The organism is Thalassospira sp. GB04J01, assembly GCF_000751115.1.
Taxonomy (GTDB): domain Bacteria; phylum Pseudomonadota; class Alphaproteobacteria; order Rhodospirillales; family Thalassospiraceae; genus Thalassospira; species Thalassospira lucentensis.
Genome location: NZ_CCDX020000012.1, coordinates 115,283 through 139,030 on the forward strand (window position 1 = coordinate 115,283; position 23,748 = coordinate 139,030).

Below are 23,748 nucleotides of genomic sequence, written 5' to 3' on the forward strand. Positions count from 1 at the left end.
CTTACTGTGCAACCTTTTTGGGTTCTTTTGTGGTTTGTTCGGCACCGCCAAGATAGGCGGCAATCAGGCGTTCATCACGGCGAAGCTCGGACGCCTTGCCTTGGGCGACCACCTGCCCCTGTTCAAGGACATAGGCGTAATCGGCCACGGAAAGCGCCATGGTTGCCATCTGATCAACCAGAAGGATCGTCACCCCGTCATCGCGAAGTTCGCCCAGAATGGCATAAAGTTCCTCGGTCATGGCCGGGGCCAGACCAAGGGATGGCTCATCAAGCAAAAGTGCCTTTGGCTTTGCCACCAATCCACGCGCAATCGCCATCATTTGCTGTTCACCGCCCGACAAATGCCCGGCCAGACTGTTGATGCGATCACGAAGGCGCGGGAAGCGTTTCAGGATGCCTTCGAGTTCGTCCTTACTGACCGGTTTTGGTTGTTTATAGGCACCCAGTTCGATGTTTTCGCGCACGGTCAGTTCGGGGAAGACCTGCCGTCCTTCGGGGACAAGGATCAGGCCCTGTTCGACGATCTGATGGGGGGCCAGCGTATGGATATATTCGTTGTTTAAAACGATGCTGCCTTTGACCGGGCGCAACAGCCCGGCAAGGGCGGTCAGGAAGGTTGATTTACCCGCCCCGTTTGCCCCCAGAAGGGCGACCATTTCGCCCTGTTGGACTTTTAAATCAACCGATTGCAAGACCGGTGCGGCACCATATCCCGCCGTCAGACGCAGGGTTTCAATCACCGGGGAAGCACCGGGTTCGAACGGAATGGGACGCGGGCGGGCCTTCATTTCACCATCGCCAAGATAGGCCGCGATCACCTGTGGATCGTTTTGCACTGCCTGCGGTGATCCGAAAATGATCGGGGTTCCGGCATCAACCGCCAGAATATGGTCGGAAATGCCCATGACCATTTCCATGTCATGTTCGACCAACACAACCGTCATTCCGGCATCGGCCAATTGCCGCAACAGTTTGGCAAGCGACACCTTATCGGCATGCATCAAACCGGCTGCCGGTTCATCAAGCAACAACACGCCGGGTTTGGTGGCAAGTGACCGGGCAATTTCGACCAACCGGCGATCCACATGCGGCAAATCACCGGCCCGGGCATCAATATCACCAACGTAGCCGCAAAATGCCAACAGCCCAGCCGCGTGGCTGCGGTTTTTGTCCGATGCAATCACCGAAAACGGTGCGCCAAACCGCCCGACCGGAAGGCCGGCGATCACATTATCGATCACGGACATGTTTTCAAACAGACGGGTTGCCTGATAGGTGCGCGCAATGCCACTGCGTGCGGCAAAGTCGGTTGGACGTCCGGCGATATCCTGCGCGCCGATTCGCACCGCCCCTTCGGTTGGTTTGTAAAAACCGCTGATGATGTTCAAAAGCGTGGTTTTACCCGCCCCGTTCGGGCCGATGATCGATGTTACCTGCCCCGGTTTGGCGGCAAAGGAAACGCTGTTGACCGCCTTGACCCCGCCAAAGGCAATCGACACATCATCGACGGTTAACCCATCGGATTTTGGGTATGCTTTGAGACCCGCCTCAATCTCGGCGGGGGGAATGGCCGTGACACCGCGTTTGGCAATCGGGATGAAGCGCTCCACCACGCCAACCAACCCGCGCGGTGCAATCAGAAGCACCACAATCAAAAGGGCACCGAAAATCAGCAGGCGGTATTCGGCAAAATCAGACAGGAGTTCTGGCAACAGCACCGAAACAGACGCCCCGACCAATGGCCCCAGCACCGTGCCCGCACCGCCCAGAATGACGGCGAAAAGATAGAGGATCGACTGGCTGATCGGGAAGTTCGAAGGTGCGATAAACATCATCAAAGGTGCGTACAACGCACCCGCCAGACCGGCCATGGCAGCCGCAATGGCAAAGCCAGATGCCTTGACCGCAAAGGCGTTATAGCCAAGGGAACTTGCGGCGATTTCGGCATCGCGCATGCTGGTCATCGCCATGCCCCAGCCACTGACGGCCAGACGCCGGAATGCCAGCAATCCCAAACCGCCAACAATCACACACAGCATCACCAGATCGCGTTCGGCAAAAACGTAAGACCCGATTTGGGGCATCGGAAAGCCCATCAGGCCATTTTGCCCGCCGGTCAAAGACCGCCATTCAATTGCGCCATGTTCGACAATGAAGGCAAAGGCAATGGTTACCATCGCCAAAAACGGCCCGGCCATCCGCACAGCCGATATGGCCAGCACACAGCCCGCAATCGCGGCAATTATGGTCGCGGCCAAAAGTGAAAACCAGAAATTCAGCCCGGCCAATGTCAGGATCGCACTGGCGTAGGCACCAATGGCGAAAAAACCGACCTGCCCCAGCGATACAAGGCCGGTCAACCCATACAAAACGTTCAGACCCACACATAAAACTGTGGTGATGGCGACAAGGCCGATGATGAACTGGGTATATCCGCCAGTGATCGAAACGCCGATCAGACCACCGATGACGGCGAGAATAATCGTGCAATCGAGTGCAACAGGCTTGTTCAACTTCGGGATGGGATTTTTGAATTTGGGAAGGCTTTTCATCATCAGACCTTTTTGATCGCAGCACGGCCAAACAGGCCACTTGGTTTGATGGTCAGAACCGCGATCACCAAGGCAAACACGACAATGAAGGTATAGGACGAGCCGAGATAGGTGGTCACACCGGCCTCAACCAGCCCATAGATAAATCCGGCCAGCATCACCGCATAGGCCGATGTCATGCCGCCCAGAATGGCGACTGCAAAGGCCTTAAGACCAAACAATGTGCCCATGTCGGAATGTACGGAAAACAGTGGCGCGATCAAAAGCCCGGCACAGCCCGCCAGCATCGATGAAATGGCAAATGATCCGGTCACCATCACGGTAGTGTTAATGCCCATCAGCTTGGCGGCCTGAAGGTTTTGCACCACGGCCAAAAGTGCGCGCCCCTGACGGGTATGGCGAAACAGCGCGTGCAAGGCCAGCGCAACACCAATGGCGGCAATCGGGATCAGGATTTGTTGCGGATACACCCCGGTGCCAAACACATTCCAGCTTTCACCGACAAGGTTTGACGGCAACGTGCGCGGCTCATTGCCAAAGGTGAACAGCACCACGTTATCAAGCAGAATACCGCCCGCAACCGTTGCCATCAGCCAGGCTTCGGAATTGCGAATGGCAAACGGGCGGACAAGGAAAAACTCCACCAGAATACCGGCCACACCACAGCACAGGATCGCCAGCGGATAGCCCACAATGACCGGAAAGCCATATTGTTCACAAAACACAAACCCCAATACGGCACCCAGCATTACCATGCTGCCTTGCGCGAAATTGACTTTTGAGGACACCGAATAGGTGATCTGAAATCCGAGTGCGACCAGTCCGTACATACTGCCAAGACCGATGCCGGTAATCAGGGCTGCGATTAAGAGTGTCATTGCCGGTTACCTGCTTGTCGATTGCACATAGGTGCAGCGTTCAAAGGGATAAAAACCCTTGCGGCACAGAGCACCGCAAGGGGTGAAAAAGATCGATTATTTGATCGGAATGATCTGACCTTCGACGAAATGCGCGAAGGTGTAATCTTCGGGACCAAGCGCGTCCTGATCGTCCGGGGTGAACGGCGTGTCATAGGTTTTGATCATGCCTTTGATGCCGGAAATCTCGTACATCGCTTGGCGAATGGCCGCACCATCGGTCGAGCCAGCCTTTTCAATCGCAGCAGCCGTCAAAAGGGTCGCGTCATAGGCATTGGCAATGCCGGTTGCCGGGGTAACATCGGCCAGCGTTTTGATCTCAGGGAACTTTTCCTGAAGTTTGACGAACATCGGATCGGCCGCGTCGGTAAACAGATAGGTCTGAATGAAATGGACCTTTTCGCCAGATTTACCGGCAAGTTCGGTGAAACGACCACCGGCCGGGCCCCAATGCGATGAAATCGGCACATCCCAACCCATACGATCAAGCGATTTGATCACCTGTGCGGTCGGGGCAACGTTGGCCACGACAAACAGGGAATCTGCACCGTTTTCTTTTAAGCGGGTCAGCTGCGGGACGACGTCAACGTCGTTTGATTCAAACTTTTCAATCCCGGCATGTTCCATACCGCGTTTATCAAGTGCCTTGAGCAAACCCTTTTCATTGGACTCACCCCACGGGTTGTTGATCAGGATCATGCCCGGTTTTTTCGCACCGTAATTGGCAATCAGATATTCAGTGATCGCTTCGTCGACATATTCATCCACGGCCGAAACACGGAAGACATAGTTTTCATCCGCACCGTTTTTGGTGATCCCGGTGCCTGCTGCCCATGGGCCGATGAACGGAATTTTCTGCTGATTGACGAACGGTACAATGGCAAAGGAAACCGGCGTATCAAGCCCCCCAATGATCGCAGCAACACCTTCACGCTGTGCCAGTTCACGTGCCGCAACCAGACCTTTGCCCGGGTTGCCTTCATCATCACGCGATACAAGTTCAAGCGGTTTGCCAAGAACGCCACCGTCGGCATTGATCTTGTCAATCGCAAGCATAATACCACGCGTAATCGCCTCACCCGATTTGGCCGACTGACCACTTAGCGCAGCAACAAGGCCGAGCTTGACGGTATCTTCGGCACGGGCGTTATGGGCGGGCAAGACGGCGGAAAACATCAGTACCGCCGCAGCACCCAGAAGGGCGGCACGGCGCGTGAGTTTCGGGATAGGCGAAGAAATAGGCATGTGAGACTCCCTGATTATATGACTTTTACAGTTGGTCGTCGCAGTTTCACGGTGCGCGCCAAATGACCTTCGCACTGCAGCAAGGGGCGTGCCAAAAACAGGAAATCAATATAATCAGACAGTTACGCGATTTTTAATCGCGTGAAATTTGTGCATTGCCTTATGTATACGCAAATTGCATGCAATTATTGCATAAAATTAGTGCATGCAAATTTTCTGCCCACGTATTATGCTCATCGCAGATCAAATGCCGTGAATGAGGATTTCCAAATGACTGAGACACCCGCACAAAACGTGCTTGATACCCTGCCACCAGAAGCCAAAACCGTGCGCGATTTTCTTGATGCGTCGATGAAGCCTGACCCGGATCTGGCCGCGACATTCATGTCTGATGATGTGGTCATCACCTTTACCGATGGTCAGAAATACGACCATCCGACAGGCACAACCGCGTTTAATGCGGCACGTTATAAATGGGTGAAAAAGAAGTTCGGTCAGTTTGACGTCGCCAAAAACGACAGTGAGACAGTGGTTTACAGCACCGGCTGGCTATACGGCGAATGGCCGGATGGCACCGCGTTTGATGGCAACCGGTATGTTGATCGCTTTGTGATCAAAAACGGCAAGATCGTCAAAATGGATGTCTGGAATGAAAGTGCCGAACGCATTCTGGTGCGCAAGGGCATTCGGGCCTAATCACAGCTAGCTGGTGACACGGATGCAAAGACACCCCGATATCCCTGATAACCGCCTGCTCTTGCGGACGGGTGGTTATGCGTACAGCGGTTTGCGTATATCACGCGCCGCCGTCACGCACCTTTTTGGCATAGGGTTCAAGCGCATCAAGATACACAAGCGGCCCGCCCTCGTCAGTGGTGAAAAGGGCCCGGTCGGCAACGGCATTAAGATGATGGCGCATCAATTTGCGCGCGGTGTCCTCATCGCCCGTCGCCAGGGCCTCGATGATCTGCCGGTGTTCGGCAATGCCGCAATCGGTCGAATGGGGCCGGGCATACAGCGACAGCGTCAAGCCACAGCGATAGCCGATTTCTTCGACGTAGCGCAGCAAGACCGGGCTTCCGGCAAGTTTTGCCAACAAGATATGAAACTCGGTCGCCAGCCGGATCGATTTTGGCTCGGCCGCGTGTTCGGCCTCGACTTCCTTGGCAAGGTGACCTTCAAGTTCGGCAATGATGTCAGGCGTCATATTCTTGATCACCCGGCTGATCACAAGGTCTTCGATCTGGGTGCGCAATTCAAACAGATCACGGGCTTCTTCAAGGCTGGGCTTGGCAACCATCGCCCCCTTGTTACGGCGAAGCTCAATCAGGCCTTCGGCGGCAAGCCGTTCAAGCGATTGGCGGATAAGCGTGCGGCTGACGCCAAACCGTTCGCCAAGCGAATCTTCGGGCAATTTCATACCGGGCATCAACACCCGTTCAAGAATGGCCGAACGCAACGCCGAACTGATCATGTCGGTGCGATGCTTTACCTTATCAGATGCCTTCATGCCGATCCGTCACGTTTGATGCGCCATACAATTTTACCCGTCTCGTTTGTATAGTTGATTGCATACAATTTAGCCACCACAGATACCCCAATCTGAATTTACGGAAAGAAACCGCTGCCATGACCGACATAACGGCCCCCTCCACCTTCCGCGCCATGGTCACAAGCCCCAGTACCGCCGCCAGCCACGCCGGGGCAAACGTGCTGCGCGATGGCGGCACTGCGATTGAGGCGGTCGTCGCCACAGCCGCGATGTTAGCGGTAACATGCCCGCATTTCTGCGGTATTGGCGGGGATGCGGTCTGGATGGTGTCGGACAAATCGGGCAAGGTTCAATCGTTTCTTGGCATTGGGCAGGCGGGTGAAAAAGCGCCTGAGACCATAACACCGGGAACGCCCATTCCCCTGCGTGGCCCAGCATCAACATTAACCACCGCCTGCACAGTTGATTCATGGCAACACGCGCTGGATCATTCGGCCCGCCATTGGGGCGGGAAACGCAGCTTGTCGGGTTTGATCGCCCCGTCGATTGAGCTGGCTGAAAACGGTTTCCCGATCAGTGCATCGCAATGTTTCTGGCTGAACTTCCGTAAAGACGAATTTGCAAACTGGCCGGGGTTTGCCGCCATCTTCGCCCCCGATGGCCGGATGCCAAAACCCGGCGAAACCTTTAAACAGCCCGACCTTGCCCGCAGCCTCAAACAGATCGCAGCCAAGGGGGCGCGTGACTTTTACGAAGGCGATCTGGCACAGCGCATTGTTGCGGGCCTTGCAAACGCAGGATCCCCGATCACGGTAAATGACCTTGCCCAAACACGCACCCGCACAGTGGATGCGGTGTCGCTTGCCTATGGCGATGTCACGCTTTATGCCCCGCCCGCCCCGACACAAGGATTGGCGACCCTGATGACCATGGGCATCTTGCGCGAACTGGGGGCAAAGAACTGGGCCGAAGGCACGGCCGATCATTACCATCTGGTGGTTGAGGCGATTAAACGCGCGTTTCTGGCGCGCGACCGCATTGCCGACCCGGATTTCAATCTTGATGATCTGAGCAATATGTTGACCGACGAGGTTTTGACATCCGCCGCCGACGATATTTCAACCGCCCACGCAATGGATTGGCCCCATCCGTTCCGCCATGGCGATACAGTGTTTTTGGCGGCAACCGACGCACAGGGCAATTGCGCCAGTGTGCTTCAAAGTACCTATTTTGATTGGGGCAGCGGAGTTGTTGCGGGCGATACCGGCATTGTCTGGCAAAACCGCGGTGCTGCCTTTAGCACCCAGCCGGGTCATCCCAATGAACTTAAACCCGGCAAACGCCCGTTTTATACCCTCAACCCCGGCTTGGCACTGAAACACGGCAAACCGCATTTGCTGTATGGGACGCAGGGTGCGGATGGACAGCCGCAAACATTGGCGATGCTCCTTAGCCGTTTACTTGATTTTGGCCTGTCGCCTGCTGAGGCCCTGGCAAAGCCACGCTTCTTGCTGGGCAAGACATTTTCAGATGCCAATGACAGCCTGAAGCTTGAAGCCGATGCCGGGGATGACGTGTTTGATGCCCTTGCCAAACGCGGGCATATCTTACGTGAAATCGAAGCCCAAAGTGCGCTTGCCGGTCAGGCCGGGATCATCCGCATTGATGACGACGGTGTTGTTGATGGGGCGCATGACCCGCGCAGCGACGGCATGGCGATTGGGGTTTGAAACGGGCTATCGCGGGCAATGATCAGGATGGGCGTTTTCAAACGCCTTGATGGCAGAACAGCGCTCGGCAATCGCGTTGATCCGGTTAAACCGGCTGGTATCAACGCCCCAGCGATGGGCATTATAAAGCTGCGGGATCAGGCAAATATCGGCCATGCCGGGCCGATCCCCATGACAGAAATCGCCTTGGGAAGCTTCAGGACCTTGGGCCAGCATAGCTTCAAATCCGGCCAAACCCGATCCGATATATTTTGCCATCCATTCTGATCGCGCCGCATCGGGGTCCTCGCCATGGGTGGTTGCCATATCCATGACATGGCGCACCACGCCAAGGTTACAAACGGGATGAATATCCATCGCGATCACGTGTGAAAGTGCGCGAACCCGTTGGCGGGCCAAGGTATCAGTGGGCAACAATCCCTGACCGGGTCGGGTTTCATCAAGATATTCAAGGATCGCCACCGACTGGGTCATCATGATCCCGTCAATCTCAAGCGCGGGAACCAATCCTTGTGGGTTATGCTGCAGGTACGCGGGGGACTTATGCCCCCCGGTGAGCAAATCTACTGGCACCGTGCGGTACGCAATGCCCAAAAGCCCCAAGGCAATCCGCAGCCGATAGCTAGCTGAGGATCGCCAGTAATCATATAAAACGACCTCAGCCATGATCCGCCACCTTAGCCCTTATATTGCGTTACGGTCTGATCGATCGCGCCAAAGATCGATGTGCCGTCTTTGCCGAGCATCTCGATCTTGACCCGATCACCGAACTGCAAGAATGGGGTTTTGGCCGCACCGGTTTCAATGGTTTCAATCATGCGAATTTCGGCAATGCAGGAATATCCCGCCCCGCCTTCTGCAACCGGCTTACCCGGGCCCCCGTCCAGTTTGTTTGACACCGTGCCCGACCCGACCACACTGCCCGCGCCAAGGGGGCGTGTGCGTGCGGCATGCGCCACCAGTTGGGCAAAATCAAAGGTCATATCAACACCTGCATTGGCCCGGCCAAACGGTTTGCCATTCAAGTCAACGTTCAAAGGCAAATGCACCTTGCCCCCATCCCATGCATCGCCCAATTCGTCTGGCGTCACGGCAACGGGTGAGAAGGCCGACGACGGTTTGGACTGGAAAAAGCCAAATCCCTTGGCCAGTTCGCCGGGAATTAGGCCGCGCAGCGACACATCATTGACCAGCATGATCAGGCGGATGGCATCGCGTGCCTGATCAAGGCTGGCACCCATCGGGACATCGTCGGTGATGACCGCGATCTCGCCTTCCATATCAATGCCCCACGCGGTATCGGCCATTGCAATATCATCACATGGCCCCAGAAAACGGTCCGATCCGCCCTGATACATCAGGGGATCGGTCCAGAATGTTTCGGGCATTTCCGCACTGCGGGCTTTGCGCACCAGTTCGACATGGTTGACATAGGCCGACCCATCCGCCCACTGAAACGCGCGCGGCAAGGGGGAATGGAGTTGGGTGGTATCAAGTTTTGTCCGCTTGGCAATGGTTGAACCAGCGCCAACCTCGTCAGACAATTCTTGTAACCGCGGAGCAACGGTAGCCCAATTATCAAAGGCGGCTTGCAACGTTGGCGCGATGGCGCTGGCATCAACATAGAATTCAAGATCACGGGTCACCAGAACAAGTTTGCCGTCACGGGTACCGTTTTTAAGGGTTGCGAGTTTCATATTGTTGGTTTGCCTCTATTTACGGCCTTCGGGGGTTCCGTCGAACTTGCGTTCAAGCGCCGACCAGCAATCGAGATAATCATCCTGAAGGGTATCGAGTTCGGCGGCGAATTTGGTCAATTGCTGCGGAAACCGGGTTTCGAACATAAAGGCCATGGTGCCCTCAAGCTTCTGCGGGCCAAGCTCGGCATTGGAGGCCTTTTCAAACCCGAACGCATCAGGGCCATGGGCCAGCATCATATTGTGCAAACTCATACCACCGGGAACGAACCCCTTTTCCTTGGCGTCATATTGCCCACAAATCAGCCCCATGAATTCAGACATGATGTTACGGTGATACCACGGCGGGCGGAAGGTATGTTCGGCCACCATCCAGCGCGGCGGGAAAATTACAAAATCGACATTGGCTGTCCCGGCCTCGTCCGAGGGGGCGGTCAGCACGGTAAAGATTGATGGATCGGGATGATCAAATGCAATCGCACCAACCGGTGAAAACGTCCGTAAATCATATTTGAACGGTGTGTAATTGCCATGCCATGCCACCACATCCAGCGGCGAATGGTCAATGCCGGTTTCGTGGAACTGGCCACACCATTTCACCAGCACCCGGCACGCTGTTTCCTTATCCTCATAGGCCGCAACTGGTGTTTTAAAATCACGAGGATTGGCAAGGCAGTTGGCCCCAATCGGGCCCCGATCGGGCAGGGTAAATTTCGCGCCATAGTTTTCACACACATAGCCGCGTGCACCGCCGTCATGACTCGTTTCAAGAATGCTGACCTTAAACATCATGCCCCGCGGGATCAGGCCAACCTCCATCGGGGCGACGTCCATCATGCCAAGTTCGGTGAAAAGCCGAAGGGTCCCGGCTTCGGGCACGATCAGAAGTTCCCCATCGGCATTGAAGAAATAATCATCGACCATGTCGGCGTTACAGACATAGACATGGCTTGCCATGCCTGTCTGGGTCAGAGCATCGCCCGCCGTGGTCATCGTGCGCATGCCTGCAATAAAATCGGTTGGCACATCTGGCATGGGCACCGGGTCCCAGCGCAATTGACCAAGGGCCAAGCTGTGATCATTCAGACACGGTGCGGTTTTCCAATCGGATAGATCAAGAGTACTGAACCGCCCATTATGGCGCACACTGGGCCGGATACGATACAGCCAGGACCGTTCATTGGTGCCCCGCGGGGCAGTGAAAGGGGAGCCTGAAAGCTGTTCGGCATAAAGCCCATAGGCGCATTTTTGCGGGCTGTTTTGCCCTTCCGGCAGGGCACCGGGCAGGCTTTCGGTTTCAAAATCGTTTCCGAAACCTGTCATATAGGTCAGGTCTTGCTGATCAACGGCGTCTTTGGCCCCATCGTGGGTCGGCTTATCAAGCATGGCGCAATCCCGTCTACGATAACAACAAACCGTCAGGACCGCGCGAAACACGGTCCTGACTGGGATATGGGGTCTGGAACCCTATTCCGCAGCATCAACTTTCAAAACACCGCGGCGAATTTGGTCTTCTTCGATGCTTTCAAACAGGGCGCGGAAGTTACCCTCGCCAAAGCCTTCGTCGCCTTTGCGCTGGATAAACTCGAAAAAGATCGGGCCGATGACGGTTTTTGAGAAGATTTGCAGCAGGATTTTGGTCATGCCGCCATCAATCACCCCTTCGCCGTCAATCAGGATGCCGTGCTGTTTCATCCGTTCAATCGGTTCATCATGACCGTGCACGCGCTCGTGGGATTTTTCGTAATAGGTTTCCGGCGGACCGGGCATGAATTTAAGTTCATTGGCCGCAAGCTTATCGGTGGCATCGTAAATGCCGTCCGTGCCGACCGCGATATGCTGAATGCCTTCGCCTTTGTATTTTTTCAGATACTCTTCGATCTGGCTTTTATCATCGGTCGATTCATTCAGCGGAATGCGGATTTTACCGCAAGGTGAGGTGATCGCACGGCTGACCAAACCGGTGATTTTCCCGGCAATGTCAAAGAAATGGATCTGGGTAAAACCAAACAGATCACGATAGAAATCCCACCATTTGTCCATATTTCCGCGATAGACGTTATGGGTCAGATGGTCGAGATAATAGAAGCCGACCCCTTCAGGCTTCGGGTCGCGGTCGCCCAGCCAGTCAAATTCCGCGTCATAGGCCGATCCAGTTTCATCATATGTGTCGATGAAATAAATGATGGAGCCGCCGATCCCGACAATGGCGGGCACATCGAGCGTCTTGTCATCGGCAACATAGGGCTCTGCCCCCTTGGCCACTGCATGATCAAAGGCGTGTTTGGCATCGACCACACGCCACGCCATCGAGGGCGCACACGGGCCATGCTTTTGCACAAACGTCATCGCGTGACTGCCCGGTTCGGCATTGAGGATGTAGTTGATATCGCCCTGACGCCAGACGGTGATGTTTTTGGTTTTGTGCTTGGCGACCGGCACATAGCCCATGCGGGTAAACAGGGCTTCAAGTGTTGCGGCGTCTTCATGGGCAAATTCGACAAACTCGAACCCGTCCGTACCGGCGGGATTTTTGTCGGTGATGGTGGCGCGCGGCGCATCATGGGGGAACGGGCCCATATGAAGTCTCCTCTGACTGGAATTATTCAATCTCTGATTAATCCAATCGTGCGCCAAACCACGCGCAAAGTGCATGCATTTATGGTTGATTCTGACCCATTAATGCACACATCATGCATAGTTCATCAATATAGTGCGGATATCATGCAACTTGATAAATTAGACCTTAAATTGCTGGCCGAACTGCAAAAGGACGGCCGCCTGACCAACAATGACCTGTCTGAGCGGATCGGACTTTCGGCATCGCAATGCTCGCGCCGTCGTGCGCGGCTTGAAGATGACAAGGTCATCCGCGGATATCGGGCCGATATCGACCGTCAGAAAATGGGGTTGGGGTTGCTGGTGGTGATATCCGTCACGCTTGCCACCCATAACCGCGACAATGCCAAACGGTTTGCCCGGCTTCTGGCCGATTTGCCTGAGGTCCTTGAGGCCTTTTCCCTGACCGGGGAGATGGATTATCACCTTAAGGTCGCAACACGCGATCTTGCCGCATTGTCGCATTTCGTCAATGAGGTGCTTTTGCCCCATGACTCGGTCCAGCATGTCAAAACATCAATTGTCCTAAACGTGCTCAAGGATTTTGAGGGAGTGGCTATTGGTGCGCAAACCTGAAATTTGACCCGCACGCCCACACGAAAAAAGACCGCACCCGAAGGTACGGTCTTTTCTGTTTCGAAACTCCCCCTATCCCTGAGCTTCGAACTCCCCCCAAATCAAATCGTCAGATCGCGAGATACTGGTCACGCAGTTCTTCGTTATCGAGAACCTCTTGCGCGGTGCCATCAAAGACGATTTCACCGCTGTCCATAATGATCGCGCGATCCGCAAGCTTGAGTGCCGCGATGGCATTTTGCTCAACAATGATCGTGGTGATGCCCAGTTTTTTTACGTTTTGCAGCGTCTTTTCAATTTCCTGAACAATCACCGGCGCCAAGCCTTCGTATGGTTCATCAAGCAACAGAAGCTTGATATCGCGGGCAAGTGCCCGGCCAATTGCCAACATCTGCTGTTCACCACCCGAAAGCGTGATGGCTTCCTGTTCCGCCCTTTCGCCAAGACGCGGGAACAGTTCATAGATGCGCTCAATCGACCAGCCGATCGGCTCGGCAATCTGGGCCAGTTCCAGGTTCTGTTCAACCGTCATGCCCGGAATGATCCGACGATCTTCTGGCACAAGCTGAAGCCCAAGCTGGGCCGCCTGCCATGCCTTCATGGTGTGAAGCGGCTGATGGTCGAGCCAGATTTCACCATGCTTGAGTTCCGGGTTCGCCATGCGGGCCAGGGCCCGCAAGGTCGATGTTTTACCCGCCCCGTTACGCCCCAAAAGGGCCAGGATCTCACCTTCGCGGATGTCGAAGGACACACCTTGCACGATATAGCTTTCGCCGTAATAGGCATGCAGGTTATGGACCGAGAAAAACGCCGGGTCACCGCCCTGATTGCGAACAGGTTCCGTTTTTGGCACTGCGTTCATACCGCTTCCCCTCCGAGGTAGGCTTCTTTTACTCTGGGATCATTGCGCACTTCTTCAGGGGTGCCTTCGGCAATAATTGCGCCCTGTGCCAGAACACTGATGCGGTCGGCCAGACTGAACACAACATGCATGTCATGTTCAATAATCACCTTCGTCATGCCGCGTTCCTTGATCCTTTGCAGCAGTTCAATCGTGCGGTTGGTGTCATGACGCGACATACCCGCAGTCGGTTCATCAAGCAGGAACAGCTTGGGACGCTGGCCCAAACACATTGCCAGTTCAAGCCGGCGTTTATCGCCGCGCGACATCGAACTTGCAATCTGATCCTGATGATCAATCAACCCGACATCCTCAAGAAGATGCTCGGCCTGTTCGCGGATTTCATTTTCCGCAAACAGGCTTTTGAGGAACCCCATTTTGAATTCGCCATCGCGCTTGGCAAATGCCGGGATCATCACGTTTTGCAACAATGACAAATCCGGGAAGATTTCCGGTGTCTGGAAGACACGCGCAACCCCAAGCTGGTTAATCTCGTGGGGTTGTTTACCCGTCAGAACCTCGTCACCAAGCAAAACCCGCCCCCGGTTGGGGGCAAGACGCCCGACGATCACGTTCAGAAGCGTCGATTTCCCCGCACCGTTCGGACCAATGATGGCATGAACTGTGCCTTCCTTGACCCGAAGATTGATGTCAGACAACGCGCGCAAACCGCCGAAATTCTTGTCCACATCGGTTACATCAAGAATGTATTCAGACATCAATCAGGCCTCCTTCGTCGAAGGTTGTTCTTTTTCTGTGTCTTTGGGCGCCGATGGAGATGACAAACGGCTGCTGACAAGACGCCACAGGCGACTGATCCCTTCCATGATGCCACCGGGCAAGAAGATCACGATCAGCATAAACACCAGACCAAGTGTCAGATGCCAGCCATCGCCAACAAACAGGCTCAGAACCGATGCGAATGCATTTGCCATCCAGTCCGGCAGGAACGAAAACGCATTCAAAAGAACTGAATCGTTAAAGGCCGACAGGATATTCTCGAAATACTTGATGACGCCAGCACCAAGCAGCGGCCCGATCAGCGTTCCAACACCGCCAAGAATGGTGATCAGGACAATCTCGCCCGATGCGGTCCATTGCATGCGTTCAGCACCTGCCAACGGATCGGTGACCGCCAGAAGCGATCCAGCAAGCCCGGCATACATGCCCGAGATGACAAAGGCCGTCATCAAATAGGGACGGGTATTATACCCGGTGTATCCCATACGGCTCTGGTTTGATTTGATCGCACGCAGTTTCAGGCCAAATGGGGACCGGAAGATGCGCAGATAGATGAAGAACGAAATCAACATCAAGGCCGCACAAATATAGAACCCGGAATAGCCGATGCCTTCAATCCCAAACAGGTTCGGGGTCGGAAGCGACGCATCAGCCTGAATACCAGCCGCACGATCCAGAATACGCGCATCCCCCTGGGTCAACTGCAGACCGGTTTCACCATTGGTGATCGGGGTCAGAACAGAATAGGCCAGGTTATAGGACATCTGCGCAAATGCGAGTGTCAGGATCGAGAAGTAAATCCCCGAGCGGCGCAACGAGACAAACCCGATGGCCAGCGCAAACAACCCTGACAGCACAGTTCCGAAAATCAACGCCGGAATAACGTTCATCGACAGCAGTTTAAACGACCAGACAGCGGTGTAAGAGCCCACCCCGAGAAAGGCCGCATGGCCAAAGGAAAGATACCCCGTAAGACCAAACAGAATGTTGTAGCCAATGGCAAAGATGCCAAAGATCATGAATTTCTGCATCAGGTCAGGATAGGCCGCCCCAAAGGGCTGCAGCCAGATCGGCATGGTCAGGACCACTGCCGACAGAATGACCATGTAAAGGATATCCTGCTTTGGCGAGACGATTTTTGTGTTTGTCATTTTAGCTCTCCATCACACCGCGACGACCCATCAGACCACGCGGGCGGGTCAGCAGAATAACGACGGCAACAAGGTAAATGATGACTTGGTCAATGCCCGGGAAGATATCTTTTACCTCGGTCATGGATGAGAAGGACTGCAAGATACCCAGCAGGAACCCTGCGAGCACCGCACCGGGCAAAGAGCCCATACCCCCGACAACCACCACGACAAATGACAGCACAAGGAAATCCATCCCCAAATGGTAATCCGGGGGCAGAACTGGCGTGTACATCACGCCTGCAAGGCCTGCGACCACCGCAGCCATGCCAAACACAATCGTAAAGCGCCGTTCGATGTTAATCCCAAGAAGCTCGACCGTTTCGCGGTCCGCCATCCCGGCGCGCACAACCATCCCATAGGTGGTGAAATGCAGGAACGAGAAAACAAGCCCGATGGTCACAAGAGAGAACGCCAGATAAATCAGACGCCACCAAGGGTAAACAACAGCTTCGCCAAGGCCGAACACAGCCCCGATTGCAGCAGAACCGGCAACAATATCCGGTGCCCCCTGCGGGATCGGGTTGGCGCCAAAGAACGCCTTGATCAGTTCCTGCATCACAATGGCCAGGCCAAAGGTCACAAGGATCTGGTCGGCGTGTGGACGTTTATAGAAGTACCGGATCAAACTGCGTTCCATCACGATGCCGATCAACAACATCACGGGTATTGCAAGAATGATCGATAACGGCACCGACCAATTGATAATCGCACTACCGGTATCGCCAAACCAGACTTCAAGGTAAGGCGTTTCCTTGTAGGCATCAAAGAAGGTCACGGATTCGTCTTTGACTCGGACCGAAAGGGTCAGAATTTTTTCGAGCGTTACCGCACAAAAGGCGCCCATCATAAAGATGGCACCATGGGCAAAGTTCACCACGCCAAGCGTGCCGAACACCAAAGTCAAGCCAAGTGCGATCAGTGCATAAGCACCGCCCTTGTCCAAACCATTGAGAATTTGAAGAAATATAGCGTCCATCAGTTATCCGCCGCGTATTCGTAAAGGACTTAATGAAAAGACCAAAGAGACCTGCGTGCTGGCAAATGGGCCGACCATTCGGAAATGGTCGGCCCTGCTTGCATTATTTGGACTGTATCAAACCTGATACGGGCCCAGTTCCCCACCGAACATGTCGGCCGGATACTCAACCTGTGCACGCGGCACTTCCTTGACGACTTCAAGAAGGTCAAAGTTGGACTGTGGTTCTTGTTTACCACGTACAACCAGAACATCTTTGAAGCACTGATGGTCTTCTGCACGGTACAGGGTCGGGCCGTTGCCAGCGCCATCGAACTCGAAACCTTCGAGCTGTTTGATGACTTCCCAAGGTGCAAACGTACCGGCCATTTCACACGCATTTGCATAAAGCAGCGTCTGAACATAGCAAGTGTGCGCAGCCTGGGACGGCGGGAAGCCGTATTCCTGACCAAAGGATTTCACAAAGGCCTGTGAGCCTTCATCCTGCAGCGACCAATGCCAGTTGGTGGTACCCAGGATGCCTTTTGCAGCATCGCCAGCACCCTGTGCCATCAGACGGGAGTACAGCGGAACAACGATTTCGAAGTTCTTGCCATTTACCTGTTTGTCACGCAGACCAAACTGAACAGCCTGAGTCAGCGAGTTGACCATATCCTTACCATAGTGGTTCAGGATCAGGACATCGGCGCCAGAGTTCAGAACCGGCGTGATATACTGCGAGAAGTCGCCTGCACCAACCGGGGTACGGACAGTGTTCACAGTTTCCCAACCGATATTCTCGGTTGCGGCTTTGATCGATTCTTCCTGAGTCCAACCCCAAGTGTAATCAGCCGTCAGGTGATAGGCGCGACGTTCTGCACCGTATTCATCCAAAAGAACCGGCGCAATTGCCTGACCAGACATATAAGCGTTGAAGAAATGGCGGAAGCCATAACGCTTTTTGTCTTTACCCGTTGTATCGTTCGAGTGGGTCAAACCCGCCATAAAGATCACGCCCATTTCCTGGCAGAGACCCTGAACCGCAACAGCAACGCCCGAGGACGAACCACCGGTAATCATGGCAACGTTGTCTTTTTCGATCATGCGCTTTGCCGATGCACGTGCCGCGTCGGATTTGGTCTGGGTATCACCGGTAACAAACTCGACTTTCTTGCCGAGGATACCGTTGCCTTTGAGCTCAAGTGGCTTGATGGTATTCATCATGCCGCCGTCGCCTTCACCATTGAGGTGTTTGACCGCAAGCTGATAGGCACGTAATTCGTCAGCACCCTCATCGGCGTACGGACCGGACTGCGGTACGTTAAAGCCGAGTTTGATGCTGCTGGCATTGCCCGGATCGCCCCGGAAAGTCTGGGCGTGGGCGTTCTTGATGAAATGCATCGGGAAAGTGCCGCCGATAAGGGCCGCACCTGTGGTTGCCGCGGATCCTTTAAGGACCGTACGACGTGATACATTCAGAATATTCTTGGTCTCCGACATGGTTTTCCTCCCCAATGTCTTGGGATTTGTTTCAGAAAAATCTGAGGCCTATTTTCTGGTTTGTTTTTTTCACGACCTGTCAAAACAATGGGGGTGCGTTGAAAATGAATCAACACCTAGTTGATATAGAAGAGTTTTTTTGTAAATATATAGATGGACGTTGTGAAAATTTGTAAATTTTGTCAAAAATGAGACTTTAGTATGACCCGTCAGGCCCCCATCGGACATCGTATTCGCGGTCGTCGTAAAGACATCGGCATGACCCAGAATGCGCTGGCCAAGACCGCCGGGATTTCGCCGTCATATCTCAACCTAATTGAACATAACCGACGTTCGATTGGGGGTGGGCTGCTGATGCGCATTGCCGAGGCGCTGGACATTCAACCCCATACATTGTCAGGTTCGGAAGAAAGTCGCCTCTTATCAGACCTCAGCGAAGCCGCGTCTGATCCGGTGTTTCGCACGACCCCGATTGAACGCAGCGAGTTTCCGTCCATGATCGCCGCCGCACCGGGCATGATTGCGGCTTTTCTGTCACTGTATCGTGCCTATCGTAGCGGGCTGGACAATGTCGATGCCCTGTCCGAGCGCCTCAGCCACGATCCATTTTTGACCGAAGCCAGCCACTCGATCCTGACGCGGATCACCTCGATCCGCTCTGTTGCCGAGATTTTCAACGATTATGACGACCTGCCCAATGAACAGCGCGCGCGCTTTAACGCCACACTGGTGCGTGAATCACAGAGACTGGCCGAATCCGCGACCGAGATTTTCAACTTTCTTGAACGCGGTGATGCCGGGCGCCCGGCGACAAGCCCGGCCGAAGAAGTCGATGATCTGCTTAATGACAATGCCAACTACTTCCCGTCGCTTGAGGATCAAGCAGCCAACATGCGCCCGGCGATTGACCCGGACGGTGGATTGTTCCTGACCGACCTGATCAACTACCTTGAAAGCCATCACAAGATCAGGGTTGAACGTTTACCTTCTGAAGAATTCCCCACCGGCGCTTTTGAGTGGGACCAGAAAACCAAAACAGTGCGGTTTTCGCGCGCATTGCCAATCACGTCCGCACGGTTTCAGGCAGCGCGCACCATCTGCAGCATCGAGGCGATTGATGCCATCAACGGCGTTCTTGATAAGGCATCGATTAGCAGCGATGCCGGACGACACCGTGCAACCGAGGCGTTGGTGTCCTATTGTGCGGCGGCCCTCTTGTTTCCTTATGAACAGTTTCTTGCCGATGCGCGCACGTTCCGCCACGACATTGAATTGCTGCAGCAACGCTATGCGGCAAGCTGGGAACAAATCTGTCACCGCCTGACAACCTTGCGGCGCACCGGATCGGAAGGCATTCCCTTCCACCTTTTGCGAACCGATATTGCCGGTAATATTTCCAAACGGTTTTCAGCATCGGGCTTGCAACTGCCGCGCTATGGCGGGGCCTGCCCGCGCTGGGCGGTGCATGAAGCATATCTCGCCCCTGAACGGGTCATTCCGCAATTTGTCCGCCTGCCTGACACAAGTGAATATTTGTTTGTCGCGCGTGCACTTCGCACAGGGGCGGGTGGATACGGGGTTCCGCAATCGGTTTATTCGGTGATGATTGGCTGTGATACGGCCTTTGCCCATGATGTGGTCTATGCCGATGGGTTACCGCTTGAGCGGCCCGATTCAGCCATTCCCGTCGGGATATCGTGCCGACAATGCCCGCGCGAAGATTGTCGGCAACGGGCGTATGAAATGTCGGATACGGCACTTGTATCGCCCGGCGCATAGTCACACGTGTCTTGCAGGACCCTTGCAATTTTAACGCACATTGGCACCCTGACTGATCGCATGAACCATACCACCCCAAAGTAGCATTATAATTCGATCAATTAACGGTTAGGATTGGCCGCATAAAATCCGAAAAATCGGGGAGAACGTCCTTTGAACAAGAGACCCAAGGTCCTGATCGCCGAAGATGAGGAAACCATTGTTGAGTCACTTAGCTTTTTGATGGAAAAAGAAGGCTATGATGTCAGCGTGGCCACAGATGGCCAAACCGCGATTAAAATGATCGCCCGCGACATTCCCGACATGGTGCTCCTTGATGTCATGATGCCCGGCTGTGACGGGTTTGAAGTCGTACGCGCCGTGCGCGCCGATCCGAAAACCAAACCGATCCCGATCATGATGCTGACGGCCAAAACACGCGAAGTCGACCGGCGCAAGGGATTGGAACTTGGCGTTGATGATTTCGTGACCAAACCCTTTTCAACCCGCGATGTTGTCTCGCGGGTAAAGGCCCTGCTTGAACGAACGGAATGCTAACGCAGCCTTCACCCAATTGGCAGGAGCCCCATCATGACACCACCACGCAGATTGACGGAACGGGCATTTGTTTTGGTCCTTGCCGCGTTTTTTGCATGGATACCGCCGTTGGTTGGGGTCTTTTCGCTTGATGGGCAAATCTTTGGCCTGCCGATCCTGTTTGTGTATTTCTTTGCTGGATGGGCCGTCCTGATTGCACTTTGCGCCATTCTCACCCGGTCGTTACGTAAAGTCGCCCAGTCAGAGAGGCCATAGACTATATGCTGTCCTCTGAACTGGTCATCTTGGTATCGATTGGGTATGTCGGCTTGTTGTACGCCATTGCATGGTGGGGCGACAAACGTGCGCGCGACGGGCGATCATGGGTCCGCAATCCAACCGTCTATACGCTTTCGATTGCAGTATATTGCACATCCTGGACCTTTTACGGGGCGGTCGGCACGGCCGCGCGTAACGGGCTTGAATATCTGACCATTTACCTTGGCCCGACCGTGATCTTCCTTGGCTGGTGGTTTTTGCTGCGCAAGATGCTGCGCATTTCCAAGGCGCACCGCATTACCTCAATTGCCGATTTCATCTCGTCACGGTACGGCAAAAGTACGCAGCTTTCTGTATTGGTCACCTTGATCGCGGTGATTGGCACAACGCCCTATATTGCCCTTCAGCTCAAAGCGATTGCCACCAGCTATACGGTTCTGACCGTCTGGGATTACGGCATGACCCAACCGGTTGCCGAAACCATAAGCGTGTTTTCAGACAGTGGCTTCTGGGCCGCAGTTGGATTGGCCCTGTTTGGTATTCTGTTTGGCACGCGGTTCATTGATGCCGATGAACATCACGAAGGCATGGTTGCGGCCATTGCCTTTGAAAGTCTGGTTAAGATGTTTGCCCTTCTGGCGGTCGGCATCTTTGTTTGCTTTGTGATGTATGACGGGATTGATCACCTGTTTTCACAGGCACTCGACACGCCTGACACCGCCAAGCTTTTGCAGCTGCCTGAAGATGGTAGTGCGCGCTGGATGACATTGATGATGCTGTCGATGGCGGCCATCCTGTGCTTGCCGCGCCAGTTTCAGGTCATCATTGTTGAAAATGTCGATGAACGCCATTTGCCGACCGCAAGCTGGGCCTTCCCGCTTTATTTGCTGGGCATGAACCTGTTTGTCCTGCCGATTGCCTTGGCGGGGCTTGGCGCCCTTCCGGCATGGTCGGACCCGGACTTTTTTGTCATATCCGTGCCGCTGTTTGAAGGCCAGTCGCTTCTGGCTCTTCTGGCTTATGTCGGCGGGCTTTCGGCCAGTACCAGCATGGTAATTGTCGCCACCATCGCGCTTTCGACCATGGTGTGTAATGACCTTATCGTTCCGGCCTTGCTGCGCATTCGTCCGTTTCGCATGACCGAACGCGATGATTTGACCGGGCTTTTGATTTTCATCCGGCGCGCATCCATCGTCGTCGTCGTATTTTTGGGCTTTGCCTATTACCGGTCAGCGGGGGCCAGTGACGCCCTGGCTGAAATCGGGCTGATTTCCTTTGCGGCCACGGCACAGTTCATACCGATCATGATTGGTGGGCTGTATTGGAAAGGTGGCACAAAAACCGGCGCACAGGTCGGGCTTGTGGTTGGTTTTCTGATTTGGACCTATACGCTTTTGCTGCCGTCGCTTGCCGATAGCGGCTGGATGAACCCGGCCCTGATCCTGAACGGTGCGTTTGGCCATCCGTGGTTGCGCCCCGAAAGCCTGTTTGGTCTGTCAGATTTCGAACCGCTGACCCATGCGCTGATCTGGTCAATGTCGCTTAATACCGCATTTTACGTTCTGATCAGCCTGTTCACATCGCCAAGTGCACTGGAACGCATTCAGGCAACCCTGTTTGTCGATGCCTTTTCACGCAAAGGACAGGATACCGTTATCTGGCGGTCATCGGCATCGGTCGATGATCTTTATGAGCTTGTCGAACGGTTTCTGGGCCGCGAACGCGCGTTTCATTCGTTCCGTGACTTTGGCTGGGAAAAAGACACCCCATGGCGCGGCAAGGGGGAGGCAAACGCCGATATGATTGCCTTTACCGAACGGCTTTTGGCCGGGTCGATCGGGGCAGCATCGGCGCGTGTGATGGTATCATCGGTGGCCAAGGGCGAAATGGTCAGCCTTGAGGAAGTGCTCGAAATCCTTGAGGAAACATCGCACGTTATTGAATATTCCCAGCGCCTTGAACAAAAATCGGCGGAGCTTGAAAAGGCTGCTGCCGAGCTGCGCGCGGCCAATGATCGGCTCAAAGAACTCGACCGGCTTAAGGATGAATTCCTGACCATGGTCAGTCACGAATTCCGAACACCTTTGACCTCTATCCGGTCATTTTCCGAAATTCTGGTCGACACCCCCACCCTTGACCATGAGCGGGCCGAACATTTCCTCAGCATCATTGTGCGTGAAAGCGAACGCCTGACCCGCCTTATTGACGATCACCTTGATCTGGCCCGACTTGAAGCCGGTCATTCCGATTGGCGGGCGATTGATGTTGATCCGCGTACCGTGCTTGATGAAAGTGTCGATGCGGTCAAAGGGTTGCTGGATCGCAAGGGGGTTGCACTTACCACCGATCTCGCGGCACAGACCGTGATGCTGCATGTTGATCGGGACCGCCTGACACAAGTGTTCATCAACCTGTTGTCAAATGCGGCAAAGTTTTCGGATCCGGAATATCCCAGCGTTTCTGTCCGGGGCGAGGCCATGGACGGTGGGTATCTGGTATCGATCACCGATAATGGCCGCGGCATTGCCCCCAACGAGCTTGAGATCATTTTTGATAAATTCTCACGCGGGGGGAAATATGCCGATGATAAGCCCAAACCATCGGGATCGGGATTGGGCCTGGCGATTGCCAAACATGTTGTTGAACATTGTCAGGGCAAAATATGGGCCGAAAGCCCACCGGGTAAAGGCGCGACATTCCGTGTCTTTATCCCCGGTCATGTGTTTGCCCCAAGCACATAACGACCCTTCAGATCCCAATCATGAATCGGGACGATCACCTGTCAATGCGTCCGTCATTCTGCTGTGTCCCACCGCATCCTGACCACAGGCGCATGCTTTTTCGCGGACACTTTTGCCCACTCGGCCCCCAGCAGATATTTATATCAGCTTTTCAATATTCTATCGCAAATTTCACCCGTGCTTCCACCATAGGAACCTTATCCCGTCAGGGATAATGGATAAATTTTAACTCGACTCACAGGATCGGTTCGATTAACACTGACGCACTTGGTTAATCGTTTAATCACGTCACTTGACTTGAAACAGTTTCACG

Annotated in this window: 20 protein-coding genes; 7 read left to right on the forward strand and 13 right to left on the reverse strand. The window is 54.3% G+C overall.

The genetic code is table 11. The features are described from left to right. Position 1: 1 nt before the first annotated feature. From AMM48_RS11930 to AMM48_RS11940, 3 genes are all read right to left on the reverse strand, one after another. Positions 2-2,557, reverse strand: a complete 2,556-nt coding sequence (locus AMM48_RS11930; RefSeq protein WP_102784223.1) for a branched-chain amino acid ABC transporter ATP-binding protein/permease — start codon at positions 2,555-2,557, stop codon at positions 2-4. Beyond that, positions 2,557-3,432, reverse strand: a complete 876-nt coding sequence (locus AMM48_RS11935; RefSeq protein WP_102784224.1) for a branched-chain amino acid ABC transporter permease — start codon at positions 3,430-3,432, stop codon at positions 2,557-2,559. The genes AMM48_RS11930 and AMM48_RS11935 overlap by 1 nt, the downstream gene beginning before the upstream one ends. Positions 3,433-3,528: 96 nt before the next feature. Beyond that, positions 3,529-4,716: an ABC transporter substrate-binding protein gene (locus tag AMM48_RS11940; RefSeq protein WP_181951569.1), complete on the reverse strand. Its 1,188-nt coding sequence runs from the start codon at positions 4,714-4,716 to the stop codon at positions 3,529-3,531. Between the two features lie 270 nt (positions 4,717-4,986). On the opposite strand from AMM48_RS11940, the gene AMM48_RS11945 reads away from it, so the two are divergent. Next, complete coding sequence (locus AMM48_RS11945) at positions 4,987-5,412, forward strand: nuclear transport factor 2 family protein (protein ID WP_102784225.1); 426 nt, start codon at positions 4,987-4,989, stop codon at positions 5,410-5,412. Positions 5,413-5,512: 100 nt separating this feature from the next. Here AMM48_RS11945 and AMM48_RS11950 read toward each other — a convergent pair whose 3' ends face one another. Then, the gene (locus AMM48_RS11950; protein ID WP_022731427.1) at positions 5,513-6,226 is read right to left on the reverse strand and encodes a GntR family transcriptional regulator; all 714 of its coding nucleotides are present in this window, start codon (positions 6,224-6,226) and stop codon (positions 5,513-5,515) included. 119 nt (positions 6,227-6,345) lie between these two features. Here AMM48_RS11950 and AMM48_RS11955 point away from each other — a divergent pair, with 119 nt between their 5' ends. Then, entirely contained in the window at positions 6,346-7,938 is a 1,593-nt protein-coding gene (locus AMM48_RS11955; protein ID WP_198413529.1) for a gamma-glutamyltransferase, read from the forward strand. Between the two features lie 6 nt (positions 7,939-7,944). On the opposite strand, the gene maiA is transcribed toward AMM48_RS11955, so the two are convergent. The 4 genes from maiA to hppD all read right to left on the reverse strand — a co-directional run bounded on the left by maiA (position 7,945) and on the right by hppD (position 12,215). Then, positions 7,945-8,604 (reverse strand): maleylacetoacetate isomerase, encoded by a 660-nt coding sequence (gene maiA / locus AMM48_RS11960; protein WP_102784226.1) that lies wholly within the window; start codon positions 8,602-8,604, stop codon positions 7,945-7,947. A gap of 11 nt (positions 8,605-8,615) precedes the next feature. Beyond that, a complete protein-coding gene (locus tag AMM48_RS11965) occupies positions 8,616-9,635 on the reverse strand; it encodes a fumarylacetoacetate hydrolase family protein (protein ID WP_102784227.1) in 1,020 nt (339 codons plus the stop codon). A gap of 15 nt (positions 9,636-9,650) precedes the next feature. After that, positions 9,651-11,021, reverse strand: coding sequence for a homogentisate 1,2-dioxygenase (gene hmgA, locus AMM48_RS11970; protein ID WP_102784228.1), 1,371 nt, complete (start codon positions 11,019-11,021; stop codon positions 9,651-9,653). 81 nt (positions 11,022-11,102) lie between these two features. After that, positions 11,103-12,215, reverse strand: a complete 1,113-nt coding sequence (gene hppD / locus AMM48_RS11975; protein ID WP_102784229.1) for a 4-hydroxyphenylpyruvate dioxygenase — start codon at positions 12,213-12,215, stop codon at positions 11,103-11,105. Positions 12,216-12,359: 144 nt separating this feature from the next. On the opposite strand from hppD, the gene AMM48_RS11980 reads away from it, so the two are divergent. After that, positions 12,360-12,830 (forward strand): Lrp/AsnC family transcriptional regulator, encoded by a 471-nt coding sequence (locus tag AMM48_RS11980; RefSeq protein WP_198413530.1) that lies wholly within the window; start codon positions 12,360-12,362, stop codon positions 12,828-12,830. Positions 12,831-12,939: 109 nt separating this feature from the next. On the opposite strand, the gene AMM48_RS11985 is transcribed toward AMM48_RS11980, so the two are convergent. The 5 genes from AMM48_RS11985 to AMM48_RS12005 form a co-directional block, all read right to left on the reverse strand. Next, positions 12,940-13,692, reverse strand: a complete 753-nt coding sequence (locus tag AMM48_RS11985; RefSeq protein ID WP_022731439.1) for an ABC transporter ATP-binding protein — start codon at positions 13,690-13,692, stop codon at positions 12,940-12,942. Beyond that, positions 13,689-14,450 (reverse strand): ABC transporter ATP-binding protein, encoded by a 762-nt coding sequence (locus tag AMM48_RS11990; RefSeq protein ID WP_022731440.1) that lies wholly within the window; start codon positions 14,448-14,450, stop codon positions 13,689-13,691. The genes AMM48_RS11985 and AMM48_RS11990 overlap by 4 nt, the downstream gene beginning before the upstream one ends. Positions 14,451-14,453: 3 nt before the next feature. Beyond that, positions 14,454-15,623 carry a branched-chain amino acid ABC transporter permease gene (locus AMM48_RS11995; protein ID WP_244271213.1) on the reverse strand — a complete coding sequence of 390 codons (1,170 nt, stop codon included), beginning with the start codon at positions 15,621-15,623 and terminating at the stop codon, positions 14,454-14,456. A gap of 1 nt (position 15,624) precedes the next feature. Continuing rightward, a complete protein-coding gene (locus tag AMM48_RS12000; RefSeq protein ID WP_102784230.1) occupies positions 15,625-16,641 on the reverse strand; it encodes a branched-chain amino acid ABC transporter permease in 1,017 nt (338 codons plus the stop codon). A gap of 117 nt (positions 16,642-16,758) precedes the next feature. Then, positions 16,759-18,120 carry an ABC transporter substrate-binding protein gene (locus AMM48_RS12005; protein WP_102784231.1) on the reverse strand — a complete coding sequence of 454 codons (1,362 nt, stop codon included), beginning with the start codon at positions 18,118-18,120 and terminating at the stop codon, positions 16,759-16,761. A 201-nt stretch (positions 18,121-18,321) separates the two neighbouring features. On the opposite strand from AMM48_RS12005, the gene AMM48_RS12010 reads away from it, so the two are divergent. The 4 genes from AMM48_RS12010 (at position 18,322) to AMM48_RS12025 (ending at position 23,435) form a co-directional block, all read left to right on the forward strand. After that, positions 18,322-19,899 carry a helix-turn-helix domain-containing protein gene (locus tag AMM48_RS12010; RefSeq protein WP_102784232.1) on the forward strand — a complete coding sequence of 526 codons (1,578 nt, stop codon included), beginning with the start codon at positions 18,322-18,324 and terminating at the stop codon, positions 19,897-19,899. A 153-nt stretch (positions 19,900-20,052) separates the two neighbouring features. Beyond that, positions 20,053-20,436 (forward strand): response regulator, encoded by a 384-nt coding sequence (locus AMM48_RS12015; RefSeq protein ID WP_022731445.1) that lies wholly within the window; start codon positions 20,053-20,055, stop codon positions 20,434-20,436. Positions 20,437-20,469: 33 nt separating this feature from the next. Next, positions 20,470-20,691, forward strand: coding sequence for a hypothetical protein (locus tag AMM48_RS12020; protein WP_022731446.1), 222 nt, complete (start codon positions 20,470-20,472; stop codon positions 20,689-20,691). A gap of 5 nt (positions 20,692-20,696) precedes the next feature. Further along, the gene (locus AMM48_RS12025) at positions 20,697-23,435 is read left to right on the forward strand and encodes a sensor histidine kinase (RefSeq protein ID WP_102784233.1); all 2,739 of its coding nucleotides are present in this window, start codon (positions 20,697-20,699) and stop codon (positions 23,433-23,435) included. The last annotated feature ends 313 nt before the right edge of the window (positions 23,436-23,748 follow it).

Excerpts from the sequence above, each read along its gene's own strand:
- AMM48_RS12010 (WP_102784232.1), top strand. The coding sequence starts at position 18,322 with ATGACCCGTCAGGCCCCCATCGGACATCGTATTCGCGGTCGTCGTAAA.
- AMM48_RS11995 (WP_244271213.1), bottom strand. The coding sequence starts at position 15,623 with ATGACAAACACAAAAATCGTCTCGCCAAAGCAGGATATCCTTTACATG.
- AMM48_RS11955 (WP_198413529.1), top strand. The coding sequence starts at position 6,346 with ATGACCGACATAACGGCCCCCTCCACCTTCCGCGCCATGGTCACAAGC.
- AMM48_RS12025 (WP_102784233.1), top strand. The coding sequence starts at position 20,697 with ATGCTGTCCTCTGAACTGGTCATCTTGGTATCGATTGGGTATGTCGGC.
- AMM48_RS11935 (WP_102784224.1), bottom strand. The coding sequence starts at position 3,432 with ATGACACTCTTAATCGCAGCCCTGATTACCGGCATCGGTCTTGGCAGT.
- hmgA (WP_102784228.1), bottom strand. The coding sequence starts at position 11,021 with ATGCTTGATAAGCCGACCCACGATGGGGCCAAAGACGCCGTTGATCAG.
- AMM48_RS11940 (WP_181951569.1), bottom strand. The coding sequence starts at position 4,716 with ATGCCTATTTCTTCGCCTATCCCGAAACTCACGCGCCGTGCCGCCCTT.
- AMM48_RS12005 (WP_102784231.1), bottom strand. The coding sequence starts at position 18,120 with ATGTCGGAGACCAAGAATATTCTGAATGTATCACGTCGTACGGTCCTT.
- AMM48_RS12000 (WP_102784230.1), bottom strand. The coding sequence starts at position 16,641 with ATGGACGCTATATTTCTTCAAATTCTCAATGGTTTGGACAAGGGCGGT.
- maiA (WP_102784226.1), bottom strand. The coding sequence starts at position 8,604 with ATGGCTGAGGTCGTTTTATATGATTACTGGCGATCCTCAGCTAGCTAT.
- AMM48_RS12020 (WP_022731446.1), top strand. The coding sequence starts at position 20,470 with ATGACACCACCACGCAGATTGACGGAACGGGCATTTGTTTTGGTCCTT.
- AMM48_RS11965 (WP_102784227.1), bottom strand. The coding sequence starts at position 9,635 with ATGAAACTCGCAACCCTTAAAAACGGTACCCGTGACGGCAAACTTGTT.
- AMM48_RS11990 (WP_022731440.1), bottom strand. The coding sequence starts at position 14,450 with ATGTCTGAATACATTCTTGATGTAACCGATGTGGACAAGAATTTCGGC.
- AMM48_RS11980 (WP_198413530.1), top strand. The coding sequence starts at position 12,360 with ATGCAACTTGATAAATTAGACCTTAAATTGCTGGCCGAACTGCAAAAG.
- AMM48_RS11985 (WP_022731439.1), bottom strand. The coding sequence starts at position 13,692 with ATGAACGCAGTGCCAAAAACGGAACCTGTTCGCAATCAGGGCGGTGAC.
- AMM48_RS11930 (WP_102784223.1), bottom strand. The coding sequence starts at position 2,557 with ATGATGAAAAGCCTTCCCAAATTCAAAAATCCCATCCCGAAGTTGAAC.
- AMM48_RS11945 (WP_102784225.1), top strand. The coding sequence starts at position 4,987 with ATGACTGAGACACCCGCACAAAACGTGCTTGATACCCTGCCACCAGAA.
- hppD (WP_102784229.1), bottom strand. The coding sequence starts at position 12,215 with ATGGGCCCGTTCCCCCATGATGCGCCGCGCGCCACCATCACCGACAAA.
- AMM48_RS11950 (WP_022731427.1), bottom strand. The coding sequence starts at position 6,226 with ATGAAGGCATCTGATAAGGTAAAGCATCGCACCGACATGATCAGTTCG.